A 16,814-nucleotide genomic window follows, 5' to 3' on the forward strand; every position below is an offset into this window, starting at 1 on the left:
GACCTATATTTATCAATTCACTATTTTGTTATTCTGTCAATGCGTAACTCCTAGAGATAATAAATCGCACGTACCCGTGGGCCAAGAACAATCTCATCTTCATTTTTGAGATTATGAACTGACAAGTTGCGTCCATTAATCACCAGACCGTTAGCACTGGGTTTTCCTGTGGCATCACCATCTACTATTCTGTAATAGTAGCCGTTATCACTATAATCTCGATTGTTTTTTTGCATTCTCACTAATGTGGCATGACGACGGGAAACAAACTGAGACGCTACACGAATATTACATTCCTTACCTCTGCCAACAGAGTAAATGGTTTGTTCCAAAATAAATTCTTTGCGACCTTGATCATCTTCAATAATCAGTAAGTGGCTTTCATCAGTTTTGGTTGCCATTGATACATTATTTTTCACATCAGTGATAGTCAAATTCATAATAATATTCTGTAATAGGATTGACTTGACTACTTCCCCGAACTAATGAGGAATATTCTCGGCGGATACTAAGTAAGGGTTAAAAACTGCATAGCTTCATTAAAGTTTCTGTGTACTCTCACCCAGATTTAGATTCGGGTGGGGTCAAATAATTATGAAAAACTCCACCACAGAAAGGGCAATAAATAAACTTAAGGGGCGTTAGCTTAGGTGAGATGATCAGAGAGGGTCGTTATTTGTAATTGATCGTTAGTTATGATTCACAAACAATTATTTGAGCATTTCCCTTGATGGCATTGATGGTTTTTACTGAAGCAAAAATTGATCAGCTTCTAATTGAGCAGACGCGAAAATGCTATTTTTTTGCCATGTTGAGGAATGGTGTTTTAAATAATTTTGCGATTACTTTATGAACAAGAGTAACAGGCTTTTATGATACTTAAGTATCGATACTTAAGTATAACCTGAAATCCGTAAAAAACAACATTTTAACAACATATTTTTGACATACTCACTAAAGTAAAGCCACGGTTGTTATTGAGGCTTGATTAAGTTATGCGACGGATTTAGTTTAATTACAAACGATGAGACATTCTCCGTAATAAAATTGAGTTGGTAACAACACTTACAGAACTAAAAGCCATTAATGCAGCTGCTCCAGAAGGACTGAGGAGAAAACCGAATTGGGGTAATAATAGACCTGCGGCTAAAGGAATACCGATGGTGTTGTATGCAAATGCCCAGAATAAATTTTGGCGAATTTTGTTGAAGGTAGCACGACTGAGTTGTATTGATGCCACTACATCATTTAAGCGATCGCGCATCAAAACAATTTCGGCAGTTTCCATAGCCACATCTGTGCCGGAATATAGAGCAATTCCCACATCTGCTTGTGATAAAGCTGGAGCATCATTAATCCCATCGCCAACCATTGCGACTTTAGAGGCAGATTTCCCTTGTAATTCTTCAATTACAGCCGCTTTTTGACTAGGAATTACACCGGCGATCGCATCACTGCTATCTATTCCTAATTCCTTCGCTATCGCCTGAGCTGCTTCTAATCTGTCACCACTGAGCAACATTACCCGTAAACCCATATCACGTAACTTCTGCACTGTTGCTGCGGCATCATTTCTCACAGTATCTTGAACGGCAATGAGTCCGGCTAAATTTCCCCCAACTGCCACAGCAACCACAGTTTTGCCATTTTCTGCCAGTTGATCAGCAATTTTTTCTACAGAATCACTGACAGAAATTCCATGCTGACTCAACCAATTCCCATTACCCAAAAGCACAGAAACGCCATCAACAATGGCAGATACACCGAAACCGGGTTCTGTGTGAAAATCCACAGCATCAGGAATTGATAAATTTTGCTCTTGAGCCGCTTGCAGAATGGCTTTAGCTAGGGGGTGAAAAGTACCACTTTCTACAGCTGCTGCTAATTGTAGGAGAGAGTAAGACTGATGATGTTGCCATTCCCCAAAGGTTAGACAATCGGTGACAGTAGGATTACCTGTGGTCAAAGTACCAGTTTTATCAAAGATAACTGTATTTAACTGGTGTACTTTTTCTAAGACATCGCCACCTTTGATTAATAGACCCCGTTCAGCACCGATGGCGGTTCCTACCAAAATTGCAGTTGGTGTCGCCAGTCCCAAAGCACAAGGACAAGCCACAACCATGACGGCGATCGCTAATTTTAAACTGGTAAGCATGGGGGAACTGGTAGAAACGTGATTCATTCCCTCTGTCATCGAGTGGCTGGTCATTTCCATACCAGCAGAAGCAGTGATATCAGGCCAAATGTGAGTTCCTAAAAAGTACCAAAAAACAAAAGTCAATATAGCAGCAGTCAACACACCATAAGTAAAGTAACCTGCAACCGTATCAGCTAATTTCTGTACAGGGGCTTTACGGGTTTGGGCGGCTTCTACTAAACTGACAATGTGCGCCAAAGTAGTATCACTACCAGTCCGAGTTGCAACTATAGCGATCGCACCCGACTGGTTAAGTGTGCCGGCGGTGACAGTATCCCCCGGTTGCTTAATGACTGGGACAGATTCTCCAGTCAGCATTGACTCATTCACAGTGGTTTGACCAAACCGCACCTCACCATCAACAGGAATTTTATCTCCTGGTAGCACTTGTAAACATTCACCAACCCGCACATTTTCCGCCGGTATCTCCACAATATTTGATCCCAAACCTAACTTTTCTGGATCTGGGTGAGGAATCAATCGGGCTATTTGTGGTTGGAGTGAGAGCAATTCTTTAAAAGCTGCTGAGGCGCGCCCTCTGGCTTGTTTTTCTAAAGTCCTACCTAAGAGGATAAAACCCAGCATCATTACTGGTTCATCAAAAAAGCATTCCCAACCCATTTGGGGGAATAATAGTGCTATTAAACTAGCAGTGTAAGCTGTTAACGTGCCTAATCCCACTAGGGTATTCATATTGGGAGCATTGCGCCGCCATCCCCGCCAACCATCTACTAAAATGGGGCGACCAGGAATCAGTATTGCCACTGTTGCCAATCCACAGTGAAACCAGATATTACTCAATATTGATAAAATTGGGCTTCCCATGCTGCCGAAGTGTCCAATTCCAGACAATACCAGCAGTACCCCAGCAATAATTAACTGCTGAAATGAAGCCCGCATTTCTTGGCGCTTTCGTGCTTCTGGATCTGGTAGAGTCGATTCTCCCCCGACTTTTTCCCTTCCTTGACGGGGTTGAGAGGGAAATCCAGCTGATGTCAATTTCTGGGCGATCGCATCTGCATTTGGTGGGGTATCCCCTGTTTCTATTTCCACCACTGCGATTTCTGTCGCCAGATTAACACAGGCGCTTTTTACTCCTGGATATTGGGTAAGCTGTCGCTCTACAGCGCTAACGCATCCAGCACATTTCATCCCCCCAACATCTAGAAGAATTTTCTCTACAGTTGGGGTTGGTTCTGGAGTAAGCCTTGTTTTTGGGGCAAGTTGCATGGCAAGTGTGGGGTTGGCTACAAAACATCAACGCTTCCATCAAAGCGTCTCTTATTTTAGCTTGACACTTCCCAGCTTAAATGTGCAGGGATTGCTATTCAAGCAATATACTTACTGGGTTTCAGCTTTTTTCTTATACGTCATGTATATCAGAGATATCACCTGTAACGGTAGAATTGCCAGCAGACTTTTCCCGTAATAGTGAATGTCTAAACTAGACATGATAGTGAAATAGCACATACCTACCAGCAAAAACATCATCCCAGAGAGGTATTTACGTTTAATTGTTAGCATAAGTTGTGCGGAATGTGGGATAGAAATAATTAATCACAGATAAACTGAGGTTTTTTAGAACCATCCTTGTTTATTGATAAAATACTTATTCACAAATTCTTCAGGAGTTTTGTTTAAGTAGATCATGCCTTCAATTAAACCGATAAGTTGCATAATTAATAAACTAACGCCGTAGGTAAAAAAACCACCTATTACAGCTATAACAAGCATTATGCAGCCTTCTGGTGCATATCCCAAGACAAATTTATGCACTCCTAAACCTCCGAAAATAATGCCGCAGTAACCGGCAAGTAGTTGTTTCATCGGTTGCGTGGAATTGAGATTAGACATATTATTTTCTCCTGGAAAATTGATGCATAAATTCGATTTTAGTCAATATAAAAACTATTAAATATATTTATTTAGTAAATGTACTTTTAATTTTTTGCGAGAAATATAGGAGTCATTTTATATTTTTGCGGTTCCTATACCCTATGGGAAATTAGAAATATAGCAATTCCCATGAAAGTGAGGTACAAGCGGTAATAATTAAACGCAGATGGACGCAGATAAACGCAGATAGTTTTGTACTTGATTAGGCTAAGAAATAGTAAGGAAATATAGAAACCGTCCAGAAAATTAGGAAGCAAACAGTTAGTTTCAAGTCTGTTCTGTCCTATAAAAGTTTAAAACCTATTTGTACAGCACTTCCCGGTGTTATGAGTTACAAGAACCAAACCGCGCAAGTGGTCAAGGGGCTACGATGTGCCTGATAGCACTACGCATACACGTTAGAACATAAACTGATCATAAAAGTTAGACACCGAAAGACTTTTACCCCACTCCCCAGTTATATATAATTGGAAATTGCCATTGAGTATGATAATTAAAGAGAAAACTTGTAGAACAAGCTTTCCTTATTGGGGTAATATTGTGCTGTTGATGATGTTCTGCACTGGAATCAGAAAACTTGTGTTCCTCTGTGTACAAATTTTCAACTAATTTATAGTTTTTACTTACCCTGATACTTTCTCATTTCAGAGTTTTTGCTTCTGATCAGAACACTTTTGAAATTAACTGTATTATTTGTAGATGCGTTGACTCAATTATGGAGAAACAAATTTCATACAATTAGACAAGTGTTGCAGAACTTCAGTCAAACTGCGTAGAATTGCAAATGTAAAATGCTTATATATGCAATGAAAGCAAATACTTTTGAGAACCGCAACCGTGTGATCACGTTTGATTAATTACCACTACCCAAAATAAATAGACTGAGCAAAGTACCACTATTCCAAAGACTATGGAGCAGCATGGGAGCTAAGAGATTGCGCGATCGCGTGTAAACTACTCCTAAAACTATGCCTAATGCTGTTAAAGGTAGAATTTCGGAAAAACTCAGGTGAGCGATCGCAAACAACAAACTACTCAGAACAATTGACCCCCAAACAGGTACATAACGAGTCAGAGAAGGTAATAAAAATCCGCGAAACAGCACTTCTTCAAAAATCGGAGCTGCGATCGCAGCTGTCACAAAAAATATCACCAAAGCAGTAGTATCTTGACTTTCCAGCGCCAATTGTAACAGAGGATTACTACCACCCTGACCCTGCCATAATTGTTGATTAATTAACGATACTACCACCACTATTGGTAAAGCAGCGCAATAACCACCGAATCCCCACAAAAACCAGCGATCGCGCAACCGGAAACGAAACCAATTTTCTGGTAAAGGAAAAAAGCGTTTCACAGATAAATAAAGCACTAACAGCGCACCGGAAGCCACCATCATATAACTAACTAAAACAGACAAAGCCTGGAAGCGGACATTAACAATAGGGCGGGGGATCGGTAACATCGACACCAACAAAGGTACAAAAATTTGCCCCATAAAGAAAAAGCCCACAACAAAAACTTGTAAAATAGTTTCTGCATCCCAAGGCGTTGACCAAGGTAAATTAGCATTTTGCGCCAATATAGCCTCTTTTCCTTTCAGCAAAAGCTGACCAGTTAATACAACTAGTAATATCAGACCAATTAATGCTGTCACTGTGGGAATTGTAGCGATGAAGGCTAATTTCACTACGGCCTGGGTAGCGGCTTCTTGCTGTTCTGCTTGAATTGTGGATAAAGCTGCTTGTCGTTGCTGGAGTTGGTAAAGTCTACTTAAATCAGTAGAGCGGAACCAACCGTCTAAATTTTGATTAATCAGCTCTTGGGCGTTGGGTAAAAGTTGCGGGGGATCGCTCCATATTCCAATCAACACAGCCGCCGTTGCGCTAAATTCCGGATTAACTGTCAAACTTTGTTGTAATTCTGCCCAAGTCTGAAGAGCTGTATCAATATTTCCTTGCTGTGCTTGTAAAATTCCTAAACGTAAGTCCAAGTCAGCCTTGAGTTTTTTTAGTTGCTGGAGAGACTGCTGTAAATTTTTCTGTTTCGCTTCATTAACAGGCTGCGTTTCTGAAACTTTCGTTGGTAAAGGTTGAGCCGTTGTGGGAATAACCTCAGATTGAGTCAGTTCTTTTTGAGCCTTGTCTAAATTGCTAACAACAGACTCACGCACCTGCTGATATTGCTTGAGCGCACTTTCTAAGGGATTTTCTCCCAAAATAGCGGCTTTGATAGCTGAGAAATTCTCGTCATTACTGCCTTTTGGCTGCCAAACTTGTGCTTGAAGAGCAATATTAGTTTGGTACAGTTCTAGACGACTTTGGAACTGTGGTTCCTGCAAACTACCAAATAAAGATGAAAGTGACAACAAAACTGCTATCGGTGTGAGAATAAAAAATAAAAATAACCGCTTAATCGTCATCTATTCCCCTTGAACAAGTCACACGGCAAGCCTACCCTTTCGCAATTATCGCAAGAAAAGGCCGAAAGTGGATCACTATGTTAAATCAGGACGTAAGCCATCGCTACTGTAATCGATACAATGGTAAGCTAGAGCGCAATCTGGGGCTATGGCGATCACCAAGTAATTGAGAACCAAGAGGTAGCGGAGCAGGGGGGAAAAGTTCCTAGTACCCAATACCCAATCCCCAATACCTAATTCCCAGTCCCCAATCCCCAATCCCCAGTCCCCAATCCCCAATCCCCAATCCCCAGTCCCCAGTCCCCAATCCCAGTTTTCATGAGCAGCGAAATCCAACTTAACCTTTTCGATGAGTTACCATCCCAACCACGAAATTTAATTCCCACAAACGCCAAAATTCCCATTCCACCGGGAACTTACAACAATATCAGCGAGTTGACACAGGATTGTAATCAGTGCCACCGTTGTGGTTTAGCAGAAAATCGGACTCATGCTGTAGTGGGGCGTGGACATCTCCAAGCACCAATCATGGTTATAGGAGAAGCACCCGGTCAAAATGAAGATGAAACCGGCTTACCATTTGTGGGAAGGTCAGGACAGTTATTAGAAAAAATCTTAGCATCTGTGAATTTGAGTACCGAACAGGATGTATATATTGCCAATATTAATAAATGTCGTCCACCAGAAAACCGCACCCCCAACCCTGATGAAATGGCGGCTTGCATACCCTACTTACTAGAACAAATTCGCCTAGTTGACCCGAAAATAATCTTACTCACAGGTGCAACTGCGGTCAAAGGTATCACTGGCGATAAGCGGGGAATTACCAAAATTCGCGGTCAGTGGCTACAGTGGGAGGGGCGTTTGTGTATGCCGATTTTTCACCCTTCATATTTACTGCGGAATCCTTCTAAAGAAGTTGGTAAGCCGAAATGGTTAATGTGGCAAGATATTCAAGCAGTGCGTGCAAAATTAGATGAAATTAGCATTAATAACGAGAATTAACCCTGTTGTACAGCCACAGATTACACCAAGTTATTCACTTGCAAATACAACATTTTCATAAAGGAGTTCAATAGGACACTCAAAATCAATACTTGATAGAGTAATTATGTCTCCTGGTATGTAAGGATAATAAAGCCACATTCTACCCTCTCCTCGTGAGTAACGCTCAACAGCAATTTTTTCCGAGTCAATTAAGAGATACTCCTGTAAAGTTGGCATTTTCAAATAATCAGATAATTTTTCACCTCTATCTCTGGCGCTAGTTCCTGGGGAAAGAACCTCAACAATTATCCCAGGATATTGAATAAATTTCTGGGCTTTTAGGTCTTCAGGATGACAACTGACAATAATATCAGGATAGTAATAAGGACTGTTGGGAGTGACTTGCACTTTCACGTCTGACACATTTACTCGACAACCTTGAGAGCGGAGATGAGGGCGTAAAGCAGTATAAAGATTAAGAGCAATATCATTATGAGGAATTGTCCCGCCTGTCATGGCAAAAATTTTGCCGTTGACGTATTCATAGCGAATATCTTGTTGGGGTTCCCATTCCAGATATTCCTGAACGGACATTTTTGAGGGTGGTTGAGGAATAGCTATCATAATTTTTTAACCCCTGTGATGCTTTTAGACTTGCTTTCAGTTAGCCCAGCAATGGAGTATTTTAAATTTTGTGAGATATCCGCACACTGTCCGCCCGACAATCTCGCAACCAGGTTTTAATGGCTTGAGCAACAACGCCGTTGCTACTGTCTCTAGGGGGTGATGTTACTTGTTCTTGGGGATAACCACCAATTTGGGTAAACATCATTACTAAACGCCAGCCAGTGTTACTTTCTGTGAATAATGCCCAGTGAAATTGCTGCGATTCTAGGGCTTTACCACCTATATATTGCCGTTCTAAGGTTGTAAAAAAAACCTGTTCTACTCCTGCTGTGGTGCTTTTTTGCCCCTCTGTGTTCAGGGGTAGGGGTACAAATTCCGGTTTTCCTGCTACCAGCATATAGCTGTAAATCGCACTACTGCGACTACGACGGCGGGCGCGTTGTGTGGCACGGTTTGCATAACTTGGTAAATCATGCAATAGCTGAGGTGTTAAGTTTTCTAAACTTTGTGCAGAGCAAACAGAATTTAGGTGATTGGTAGCTGTTGCTGGGTGATTTAGTGACAACGAGATGTTGGCTGTTAAGGAAAAGCCAAAAGCGATTAGCCATGAAAGATAATTTTTGCTTTTGACTTTCACTTTCATTTCACTGTGTTTAATTCTTCAACAATCTGATTCCAGGCTAACTCAGGTTGAGCCGCAGCTGTGATGGGACGACCAATGACGAGGTAATCTGCACCTGCTTGAATAGCTTGGGCGGGGGTGAGCGATCGCTTTTGATCACCTTTATCTGCCCAAGAGGGGCGGACACCTGGACAAACTAGCAAAAAGTCATTTTCACAGGTTTGGCGTAACTGTGCGACTTCCTGGGGGGAACAAACAGCCCCATTTAACCCAGATTCCTGTGCCATCAGTGCCATTTCCAAAGCATACTCTGGTAATTCCAAAGGGACTTTTAAATCAAACGCTAACTGGCGGGAGGAAATACTTGTGAGTACGGTAATAGCAATTAATTGGGGTGGTTTCACACCAGCTTGTGCGGCTCCTTCCTGTACTGCTTCCGTTGCTGCTTTTAAAGCATCTTTACCCGCAGTGGCGTGAATGGTGAGTAAATCCACTCCGTAACGCACCGCACTCCGACAAGCTCCCGCTACAGTATTGGGGATATCGTGAAATTTTAAATCTAAGAAAATCCGCTTTTGCCGAGATTTCAAAGTTTCCAGAATTGTGGGGCCAGAACTGGTGAATAGTTCTAATCCTACTTTCCAGAAATTGACTTGGGGTAATTTATCTATGAGGGCGATCGCACTTTCTAAATCTGGTACATCCAAAGGGACAATGATTTGGTCATTAGTCATTGGTCGTTAGTTATTAATTATTTAAAAGTCGGACAAATTTATTTTTCCCTACTTGCAGTACCCGCCCGTTTAATTCACTAGGCTGTGTAAAAATAGTATCAACATCGGTGATGCGATCGCCATCTAAACGCACACCACCCTCTTGAATCTTCCGCTTACCTTCCCCTGTACTTTTGCACAAACCACTGACATTCAGTAAATAAGCCAACTTTACAGGAAACTCTGACAATTCCCCCAGGGAAAATTCTGGAACCGCCCCTTCCTTACCACCGCTTTTAGCCGCCTCCTTAGCCTCATTAGCAGCCACTTCACCGTTGTATTGGCGGACAACTTCATAAGCTAAAAGCATTTGGCGATCGCGGGGATTTTCTGGCAATTTTTCCAAAGGTAAATCCGTTAGTAATTCAAAATACTGAGAAAGCAAATTATCGGGAACACCTTGTAACTTCTGATATTTTTGCGCCGGGTGTTCCGATAAACCCACATAATTACCTAGAGACTTAGACATTTTCTGTACACCATCCGTACCAATTAAAATCGGTAACAACAAGCCAAATTGGGGCTTTTGTCCAAAATGTCGCTGTAAATCTCGCCCCACAGCAATGTTAAACTTTTGATCAGTTCCCCCCAATTCCACATCAGCCTCAACAGCCACAGAATCATAACCTTGCATCAACGGATATAGGAACTCATGAATAAAAATTGGATTCTCCTTTTTATAACGTTCAGCAAAACCCTCCTTAGCCAACATCTGGCTCACAGTCATCGTAGAGAGTAACTCCAGAATCTTGCCTAAATTCAGCCCCGCAAGCCATTCCGAGTTATAACGCACCTCCAACCGTCCTGGTGTGTCAAAATCTAAAATAGGGCGGACTTGATCAAGATAAGTTTGGGCATTGTGTACCACATCAGCCTCCGTTAGCTGACGGCGCACCTCAGATTTACCTGTAGGATCGCCAATCCGAGCCGTAAAATCACCAATAATCAGCACAGCCGTATGGCCAGCATCTTGAAACGCTCGCAGTTTCCGTACTGGTATGCTATGACCAAGATGAATATCTGAACCTGTGGGGTCAATTCCCAACTTGATCCTTAAAGGTCTGTCCGTAGTCAGCAAGCGCTTCTCTAAACTTTCACTTTCACTATCTGCATCCATAGGTTGGGGAAAAATTTCTACTATTCCCCGATGTAGCCAAGAAAAATTTTGCGTCATATTCAGAGATTCACTATTTACTATAGAAGTGAGGTTGGTGACATTCACAGGCAATTTATCCGTACTTTAATTTACCGAATTAATATAATTGCAAACAATTAACCGCCAAACTTCATTGCATGAATTACAGTTATATTTACAAATGAGGAAGTGAGAACCCCGTGTCGTCTTCTAGGACTATTACAAACAAACAACCACAGCGTCAGGCTTCGTCAGGATTTGACTTTTTGAAAGGAGTAGGCCAAATAACTGGCGGTACTATACTTTCAATCACCATGCTCGCAAGCTCTATTGTAGCCGGAGGCTTAGTAGGTCTGGCTATTAGTTTCCGCAACTTGCCAGATGTCAGACAGCTGCGTAACTTTTTTCCCTCGGAAACAACCTATATTTATGACATTAATGGCAAACTTCTAGCCAGTCTCCACGGCGAAGCTAACCGGGAAGTGATGGCCTTAGATAGAATTTCCCCTCATCTAAAAAGAGCAGTCCTAGCCAGTGAAGATAGTCATTTCTATGATCATCATGGGATCAACCCCAGTGGTATTGGCCGGGCTTTAATCACTAACTTGGCCGCAGGAAGTGTGCGAGAAGGTGGTTCAACCATCACCATGCAATTGGTGAAAAATTTATTTTTATCTCAAAAACGTGCCTATACTCGCAAATTAGCTGAAGGAGTACTGGCAATTAGGTTAGAGCAAATCCTCGGCAAAGAGCAAATTTTGGAAATGTACCTCAATCAAGTTTATTGGGGTCACAATAACTATGGTGTCCAAACCGCAGCCCGCACCTACTTTGACAAATCAGCAGAAATCTTAACCTTGGCTGAGTCAGCTATGATGGCTGGTTTAATTCAAGCACCAGAAGGTTTCAGCCCCTTTATCAATATGGAACTGGCAAAACGCAAACAAAGGGAAGTTTTGGGGCGGATGCTGGAATTGGAATGGATAAGTAAGCAAGAATATGATAACGCTCTCAACCAAGAACTAAAATTTGGGAGGATCAGGTCTTTTCAAGGTAGCGCCTTACCTTATGTCACAAATGCCGTATCTCAAGAATTAGTCCAGAAATTTGGCCGCGACGCACTAATTAAGGGTGGAATGCGTGTACAAACCACTATTGATACTGACTTCCAACTAATGGCAGAAAGAACTGTTAGTAGGTGGAGTGGCAATTTAAGTCGTCAGGGGTTGCGTGGTAATCAAATTGCTCTAGTGGCTATCGATCCTCGCACCCATTTTGTCAAAGCACTGGTAGGCGGTATAGACTCCCGGTCTAGCGAATTTAATCGTGCGACTCAAGCTCAGCGTCAACCAGGGTCTGCTTTTAAACCTTTAGTATATTATGCTGCTTTTGCGACTGGGAAGTATTCACCAGATAGCATAGTTCAAGATACACCAGTACGTTACCGAGATGGTAGCGGTTGGTATAGTCCCAAGAACTACGATAGTAGCTTTCAAGGAGCAATAACAATCCGATCCGCCCTAGCCCAATCTCGGAATATTCCCGTGATTAGACTAGGTATGGATATAGGGATGAATAAAGTCGTAGAAGTGTCACGCACTTTGGGAATTAGAAGTCCAATGGCTCCTGTAACTTCTTTGCCATTGGGAGCTATAGGTATGACACCTCTAGAACTAACTAGTGCTTATGCTACCTTTGCTAATTATGGTTGGCAATCACCAACAACAGTGATGGCTCGTGTCACTGATAGTAGTGGTAATATTTTGTTAGATAATACACCCAAACCCCAGTTAGTGCTGGATCAATGGGCATCAGCAGCCACTATTGATGTGATGCGTTCAGTAGTAAGTGCAGGGACTGGTAAAGCTGCGGATATAGGCCGCCCCAGTGCTGGTAAGACAGGAACAACTTCATCTGAAAGGGATATTTGGTATGTCGGTACTGTCCCCCAGTTAACAACTGCTGTCTGGGTAGGTAGAGACGATAACCAACCATTATCTAGAGGTGCAACTGGTGGTGGTATGGTGGCTCCTATTTGGAGAGATTTTATGCAGCAAGCGCTTAGGGGTGTACCTTCCGAGAACTTTAAGCCACCTTCTCAGTTTCAGCGCCCCAAATCATAAATAATTAGGTCTTGTTGAATAAAGATAAAACCCTTTATTAATAAGGCTTTGGCGGATTTTTATCACAAAAAAGTGCAAGGTTTTGGCTTATAGTGTCTCAAAATACTTGCATTTTTTCTTGTCGGATACGGGAAATTGAGGATACATAGATAGCTGAAACTGTTCCCTGTTCCCTACCCCCACTAGAAGACTTTTTCCGCAAGCAATAATTAAATAGGGATTGTGGATGGTTAGTTAATCCAGAATCCCTGATAGATGAAATTTCACTATTTTTGTTGTTCTAGTTCGGTTTTCATGCGCTGTAGAGTCAGGTGCATTTGCTCAAACATCTGTTGCGGAGTTACCCCAAATTGACCTAGCTGAGTTTTGAGTTGCTGTACGGTCATTTGTGCCATGAAATCCTCTGATAGCTCGAATCGCTTCATAAAGACGCGATATCGGTCCATCATGCTTTCCATTTGGTCGATAAACAGCTTTTTGCCCTCACGGTCAAACTTGCCGTAGTTGTTGCCAAGATTGATCAGGGCTTGATAATCTTCAAAGAGCTGTTTTGCTTCTTGTTGAACTATATCAGAGTCAAAGAATCCCATTTTGCTTATATTCAACTGAGTATTTAGACTCAGCAGCTTAATATTTTTGCCTCTATCACTATTTTAGTCTAGGGAATCCATCCAGAGAAGAAGTTTCGGTTAAAGTACGGTTTTTTACCGGAATTTCAACACTTGACTGTGGGGACTGGGGACTGGGGACTGGGGACTGGGGAAAAAGTCTTTCGGTGTCTAACTTTTATGATCAGTTTATGTTCTAACGTTTATGGGTAGTGCTATGTAACTGTCTGATCACGAATAATTAATGATTCATAAAATCCAGGATAATTGTTTGATGTATAGCGCCTAAAGGTCTGATTTCATTGGCGATGGGGGAATAACATTTACCTTGGCGAATATCTTCAGATGTTAATAATCCCATATCCCAGCCTTCATTTAAGTTGAGTTGATTTAATTCCACTAGGAGGGGGGCATGAAATACATGACGAACCACTGTATCATCTGCGTAACAAGCGAATTGAAAAAATTCTGTTAGAGTATAGCCGATTTCTTCTTGAACTTCTCTGTGGACTGCGATCTCTGGTGTTTCACCAGTTTCTAAATGTCCACCGAATAACCCCCAGTAACCAGGGTAGAGAATCCCAGGGATATTATCTCGCAGTTGCATGAGAAATTTATCTTCTTGGTAAAGAATTGCGATCGCTACATGAACAGGTTGATCAGTCATGAATTTTTACCGCTAATTTCTACCCAAAATCTTAACTTTCCTCTATGTACACTTCTCCAAACTCTTGATCAGCCAAGGGAATACTCTTGTAACGGACTTTACCCCTAATTACCACTTGTTCCCCCTCTTTCAGATTAGGTTGATCAGTAATCACCCAAATTTTACCCGTGGAATCATTAATGTGATATGCCCATTGCTCAAGTAAAGGCACTTGCTTCTCTACCTTTCCTTGGATGTAAACAGTAGTCTGCTGATCTGTATCTGGTTTAATTTCCTGAATCAAGGTGACGTTGCTACCAATGGTGATGTTACCAACTTGGAAGTTGGATGTTGTCAAAGAACTACAACCAGAAATACTTGGGAGAAGTAATAAACTAATCCCCAGGCTGTAGGGAATCATACTAATACCACGACTCAGGGAGGTGGGAAAAATTCTGAAGATATGCAAATTTGAGGTTGTTAGCATTAACTCAGTTCTAATAAGTAAATTTTGGGGATGATGGCGATGATTCTTTTAGCTCTTACTGTTCAGATCAGGCAGTTAATCTGAGAAGATAAACAATATGAGTATAGTCTTGTGCATATAAAGACGCTACGGCATGAAGCAGCAACGCCTGAATCATCAATTGTGATGGTTGACTCTGCTACCAAAGACTGAAATAGAGACTAAAGGCGAGTCTTGTGGGGATTCTAATGGAAATAAAAACTGCTCAACTTCTCGATGGTAAAGCCTTAGCTGAAAAAATTCATCAAGAACTTTCAGCTATTGTGACGGAAACACAAGCTAAAATTGGGCGATCGCCTGGATTAGCTGTACTAATGGTAGGCGACAACCCAGCATCAGCTGCTTATGTACGCAATAAAGAAAGAGCTTGCGCTAAAGTTGGTATTGCCTCTTTCGGCAAACATTTTCCCACCGCCACAACCCAAGGGGAACTAGAAGCAGTAATTGCGGCACTCAACCAAGATGAATGTGTAGATGGTATTCTCGTGCAGTTACCTCTACCTGACCACTTGGATGCCGTCGCCCTGCTGAATACAATAGAGCCAGACAAAGATGCTGATGGACTACATCCAGTCAACTTAGGGCGACTAGTGCGGGGAGAAGCAGGTTTACGCAGTTGTACCCCAGCTGGTGTGATGCGGCTACTGCAAGAATATGAACTTTCTTTACAGGGTAAACAAGTTGTAGTGGTGGGACGCAGTATTTTAGTAGGTAAACCTATGGCATTGATGCTATTAGAAGCTGATGCAACAGTAACTATTGCTCACTCGCGATCGCATGACCTAGCTAAAATCACCAAAAATGCTGATATGATCATTGCTGCTGTAGGTCGTCCAGGATTAATTACTGGCGAAATGGTCAAACCCGGTGCTGTCGTGGTAGATGTGGGGATGAATCGTGTCACAGATACCAGTGGCAAAAGCCGCTTAGTTGGCGATGTAGACTGGGAATCAACCACTAAAGTAGCTGAATATATCACCCCAGTTCCTGGTGGAGTTGGTCCCATGACTGTTGCCATGTTGTTGCAAAATACAGTTGCCAGTTATTTGAAAAAGGTTAACTAGTGATGAAATCTCAATTTTGAAATTCTCACCCCAACTAACCACCTTTTCCACACCACAGCAGCTGAAAATTGTTACCCATAACACAAACAGCCAACAGCCCAAAATTTAAGGAATTTAAGAATGGTCGCAGCTGATAACCTCCAGAAAATGACAGAGGAAACCACCTTTAACCTGAAATCCTATCTTAAAGAGCGGCAAACACTTTGTGAAACCGCCCTGGATAAAGCTATTCCCGTGATTTATCCAGAAAAGATTTATGAATCCATGCGCTACTCACTCTTAGCTGGAGGTAAGCGATTACGCCCCATTCTTTCCCTAGCTGCCTGTGAAATGATCGGCGGCACAATTGAGATGGCCATGCCCACAGCTTGTGCTATGGAAATGATTCATACCATGTCATTAATTCACGACGACCTACCCGCAATGGATAATGATGATTATCGCCGGGGAAAGTTGACAAATCACAAAGTTTATGGTGACGACATCGCTATTTTAGCTGGTGACGGTTTGTTAGCTTACGCCTTTGAATTTGTGGCCACTCAAACCCCCGAAACCGTCTCTAGAGATAGAGTTTTACAAGTAATTGCCCGTCTTGGCAAAGCATTAGGTGCAGCCGGCTTAGTAGGTGGACAGGTAGTTGATTTAGACTCAGAAGGCAAATCTGATATTTCTCTAGAAACCCTGAATTTTATTCACAATCATAAAACAGCTGCCCTCTTAGAAGCCTGTGTTGTCTGTGGCGGTATTGTCGGCGGAGCATCTTCTGAGGATGTCAAAAAACTTAGTCGCTACTCTCAAAACATCGGTCTAGCATTTCAGATCATAGATGATATTCTGGATATCACATCCACCCAAGAGCAATTAGGTAAAACTGCTGGTAAAGACCTGATAGCTAAAAAAGTTACCTATCCCAGTCTGTGGGGTCTAGAAGAATCACGCATCAAAGCACAAGAACTTGTAGAATCAGCCTGTGAGGAATTGGCAACATTTGGTAAATTGGCACAGCCACTCCAAGCCCTGGCTCACTATATCACCAGCCGCAATCACTAGTAACCCAGGGCGGAAGTCAAAAAAATGATAATAGCCGGGAACAGGGAACAGCTGGGGAATCCCTAATTGTCAGGGTTTCATTATCTGTTTTTGTTCTAACGTCCTAACGTCCTTGGTGGTTGCTATAGGTAGGCT

At 42.1% G+C, this 16,814-nt stretch carries 15 protein-coding genes and 1 pseudogene; 4 read left to right on the forward strand and 12 right to left on the reverse strand.

What is annotated here, in order from left to right; translation table 11 throughout:
- Positions 1 to 53 precede the first annotated feature (53 nt).
- The 5 genes and pseudogenes from ACM0OP_RS06740 to ACM0OP_RS06760 form a co-directional block, all read right to left on the reverse strand.
- A pseudogene (locus ACM0OP_RS06740) lies at positions 54 to 440 on the reverse strand (FHA domain-containing protein); the annotation flags it as partial.
- Positions 441 to 1,015: 575 nt separating this feature from the next.
- Positions 1,016 to 3,430: a heavy metal translocating P-type ATPase gene (locus ACM0OP_RS06745; RefSeq protein WP_414527628.1), complete on the reverse strand. Its 2,415-nt coding sequence runs from the start codon at positions 3,428 to 3,430 to the stop codon at positions 1,016 to 1,018.
- A gap of 348 nt (positions 3,431 to 3,778) precedes the next feature.
- A complete protein-coding gene (locus tag ACM0OP_RS06750; protein WP_414527629.1) occupies positions 3,779 to 4,054 on the reverse strand; it encodes a TM2 domain-containing protein in 276 nt (91 codons plus the stop codon).
- Positions 4,055 to 4,949: 895 nt separating this feature from the next.
- Positions 4,950 to 6,518 (reverse strand): CPBP family intramembrane glutamic endopeptidase, encoded by a 1,569-nt coding sequence (locus ACM0OP_RS06755; RefSeq protein ID WP_414527631.1) that lies wholly within the window; start codon positions 6,516 to 6,518, stop codon positions 4,950 to 4,952.
- Positions 6,519 to 6,593: 75 nt separating this feature from the next.
- Positions 6,594 to 6,854 (reverse strand): hypothetical protein, encoded by a 261-nt coding sequence (locus tag ACM0OP_RS06760; protein ID WP_414527632.1) that lies wholly within the window; start codon positions 6,852 to 6,854, stop codon positions 6,594 to 6,596.
- Between ACM0OP_RS06760 and ACM0OP_RS06765 the strand changes: the two genes are divergently transcribed.
- Entirely contained in the window at positions 6,837 to 7,523 is a 687-nt protein-coding gene (locus tag ACM0OP_RS06765) for a uracil-DNA glycosylase (RefSeq protein WP_414527633.1), read from the forward strand. The two genes, ACM0OP_RS06760 and ACM0OP_RS06765, sit on opposite strands and share 18 nt — an antisense overlap.
- Positions 7,524 to 7,553: 30 nt before the next feature.
- Here the strand turns inward: ACM0OP_RS06765 and ACM0OP_RS06770 are convergent, their stop codons facing one another.
- The 4 genes from ACM0OP_RS06770 to tyrS form a co-directional block, all read right to left on the reverse strand.
- A complete protein-coding gene (locus tag ACM0OP_RS06770) occupies positions 7,554 to 8,129 on the reverse strand; it encodes a Uma2 family endonuclease (protein WP_414527634.1) in 576 nt (191 codons plus the stop codon).
- A 61-nt stretch (positions 8,130 to 8,190) separates the two neighbouring features.
- Positions 8,191 to 8,775 (reverse strand): hypothetical protein, encoded by a 585-nt coding sequence (locus ACM0OP_RS06775; protein WP_414527635.1) that lies wholly within the window; start codon positions 8,773 to 8,775, stop codon positions 8,191 to 8,193.
- On the reverse strand, positions 8,772 to 9,488 hold the full coding sequence (pyrF, locus tag ACM0OP_RS06780) for an orotidine-5'-phosphate decarboxylase (RefSeq protein ID WP_414527636.1): 717 nt from the start codon (positions 9,486 to 9,488) through the stop codon (positions 8,772 to 8,774). The genes ACM0OP_RS06775 and pyrF overlap by 4 nt, the downstream gene beginning before the upstream one ends.
- A 13-nt stretch (positions 9,489 to 9,501) precedes the next feature.
- Complete coding sequence (tyrS, locus tag ACM0OP_RS06785) at positions 9,502 to 10,701, reverse strand: tyrosine--tRNA ligase (RefSeq protein ID WP_414527637.1); 1,200 nt, start codon at positions 10,699 to 10,701, stop codon at positions 9,502 to 9,504.
- Positions 10,702 to 10,862: 161 nt separating this feature from the next.
- Here tyrS and ACM0OP_RS06790 point away from each other — a divergent pair, with 161 nt between their 5' ends.
- Positions 10,863 to 12,785, forward strand: coding sequence for a transglycosylase domain-containing protein (locus ACM0OP_RS06790; RefSeq protein WP_462362459.1), 1,923 nt, complete (start codon positions 10,863 to 10,865; stop codon positions 12,783 to 12,785).
- A 266-nt stretch (positions 12,786 to 13,051) separates the two neighbouring features.
- Here ACM0OP_RS06790 and ACM0OP_RS06795 read toward each other — a convergent pair whose 3' ends face one another.
- The 3 genes from ACM0OP_RS06795 to ACM0OP_RS06805 form a co-directional block, all read right to left on the reverse strand.
- The gene (locus tag ACM0OP_RS06795; protein ID WP_414527639.1) at positions 13,052 to 13,375 is read right to left on the reverse strand and encodes a DUF1825 family protein; all 324 of its coding nucleotides are present in this window, start codon (positions 13,373 to 13,375) and stop codon (positions 13,052 to 13,054) included.
- Positions 13,376 to 13,634: 259 nt separating this feature from the next.
- The gene (locus ACM0OP_RS06800) at positions 13,635 to 14,060 is read right to left on the reverse strand and encodes an NUDIX hydrolase (RefSeq protein ID WP_414527640.1); all 426 of its coding nucleotides are present in this window, start codon (positions 14,058 to 14,060) and stop codon (positions 13,635 to 13,637) included.
- A 31-nt stretch (positions 14,061 to 14,091) separates the two neighbouring features.
- Complete coding sequence (locus ACM0OP_RS06805) at positions 14,092 to 14,526, reverse strand: hypothetical protein (RefSeq protein ID WP_462362460.1); 435 nt, start codon at positions 14,524 to 14,526, stop codon at positions 14,092 to 14,094.
- Positions 14,527 to 14,753: 227 nt separating this feature from the next.
- Between ACM0OP_RS06805 and folD the strand changes: the two genes are divergently transcribed.
- Together folD and crtE are read left to right on the forward strand one after the other, a co-directional pair.
- Entirely contained in the window at positions 14,754 to 15,629 is an 876-nt protein-coding gene (gene folD, locus ACM0OP_RS06810) for a bifunctional methylenetetrahydrofolate dehydrogenase/methenyltetrahydrofolate cyclohydrolase FolD (RefSeq protein WP_414527641.1), read from the forward strand.
- A gap of 120 nt (positions 15,630 to 15,749) precedes the next feature.
- Entirely contained in the window at positions 15,750 to 16,679 is a 930-nt protein-coding gene (gene crtE, locus ACM0OP_RS06815; RefSeq protein WP_414527642.1) for a geranylgeranyl diphosphate synthase CrtE, read from the forward strand.
- Positions 16,680 to 16,814: the final 135 nt, after the last annotated feature.

The sequence above is a fragment of the Nodularia chucula CCY0103 genome, assembly GCF_963923915.1.
GTDB lineage: Bacteria > Cyanobacteriota > Cyanobacteriia > Cyanobacteriales > Nostocaceae > Nodularia > Nodularia chucula.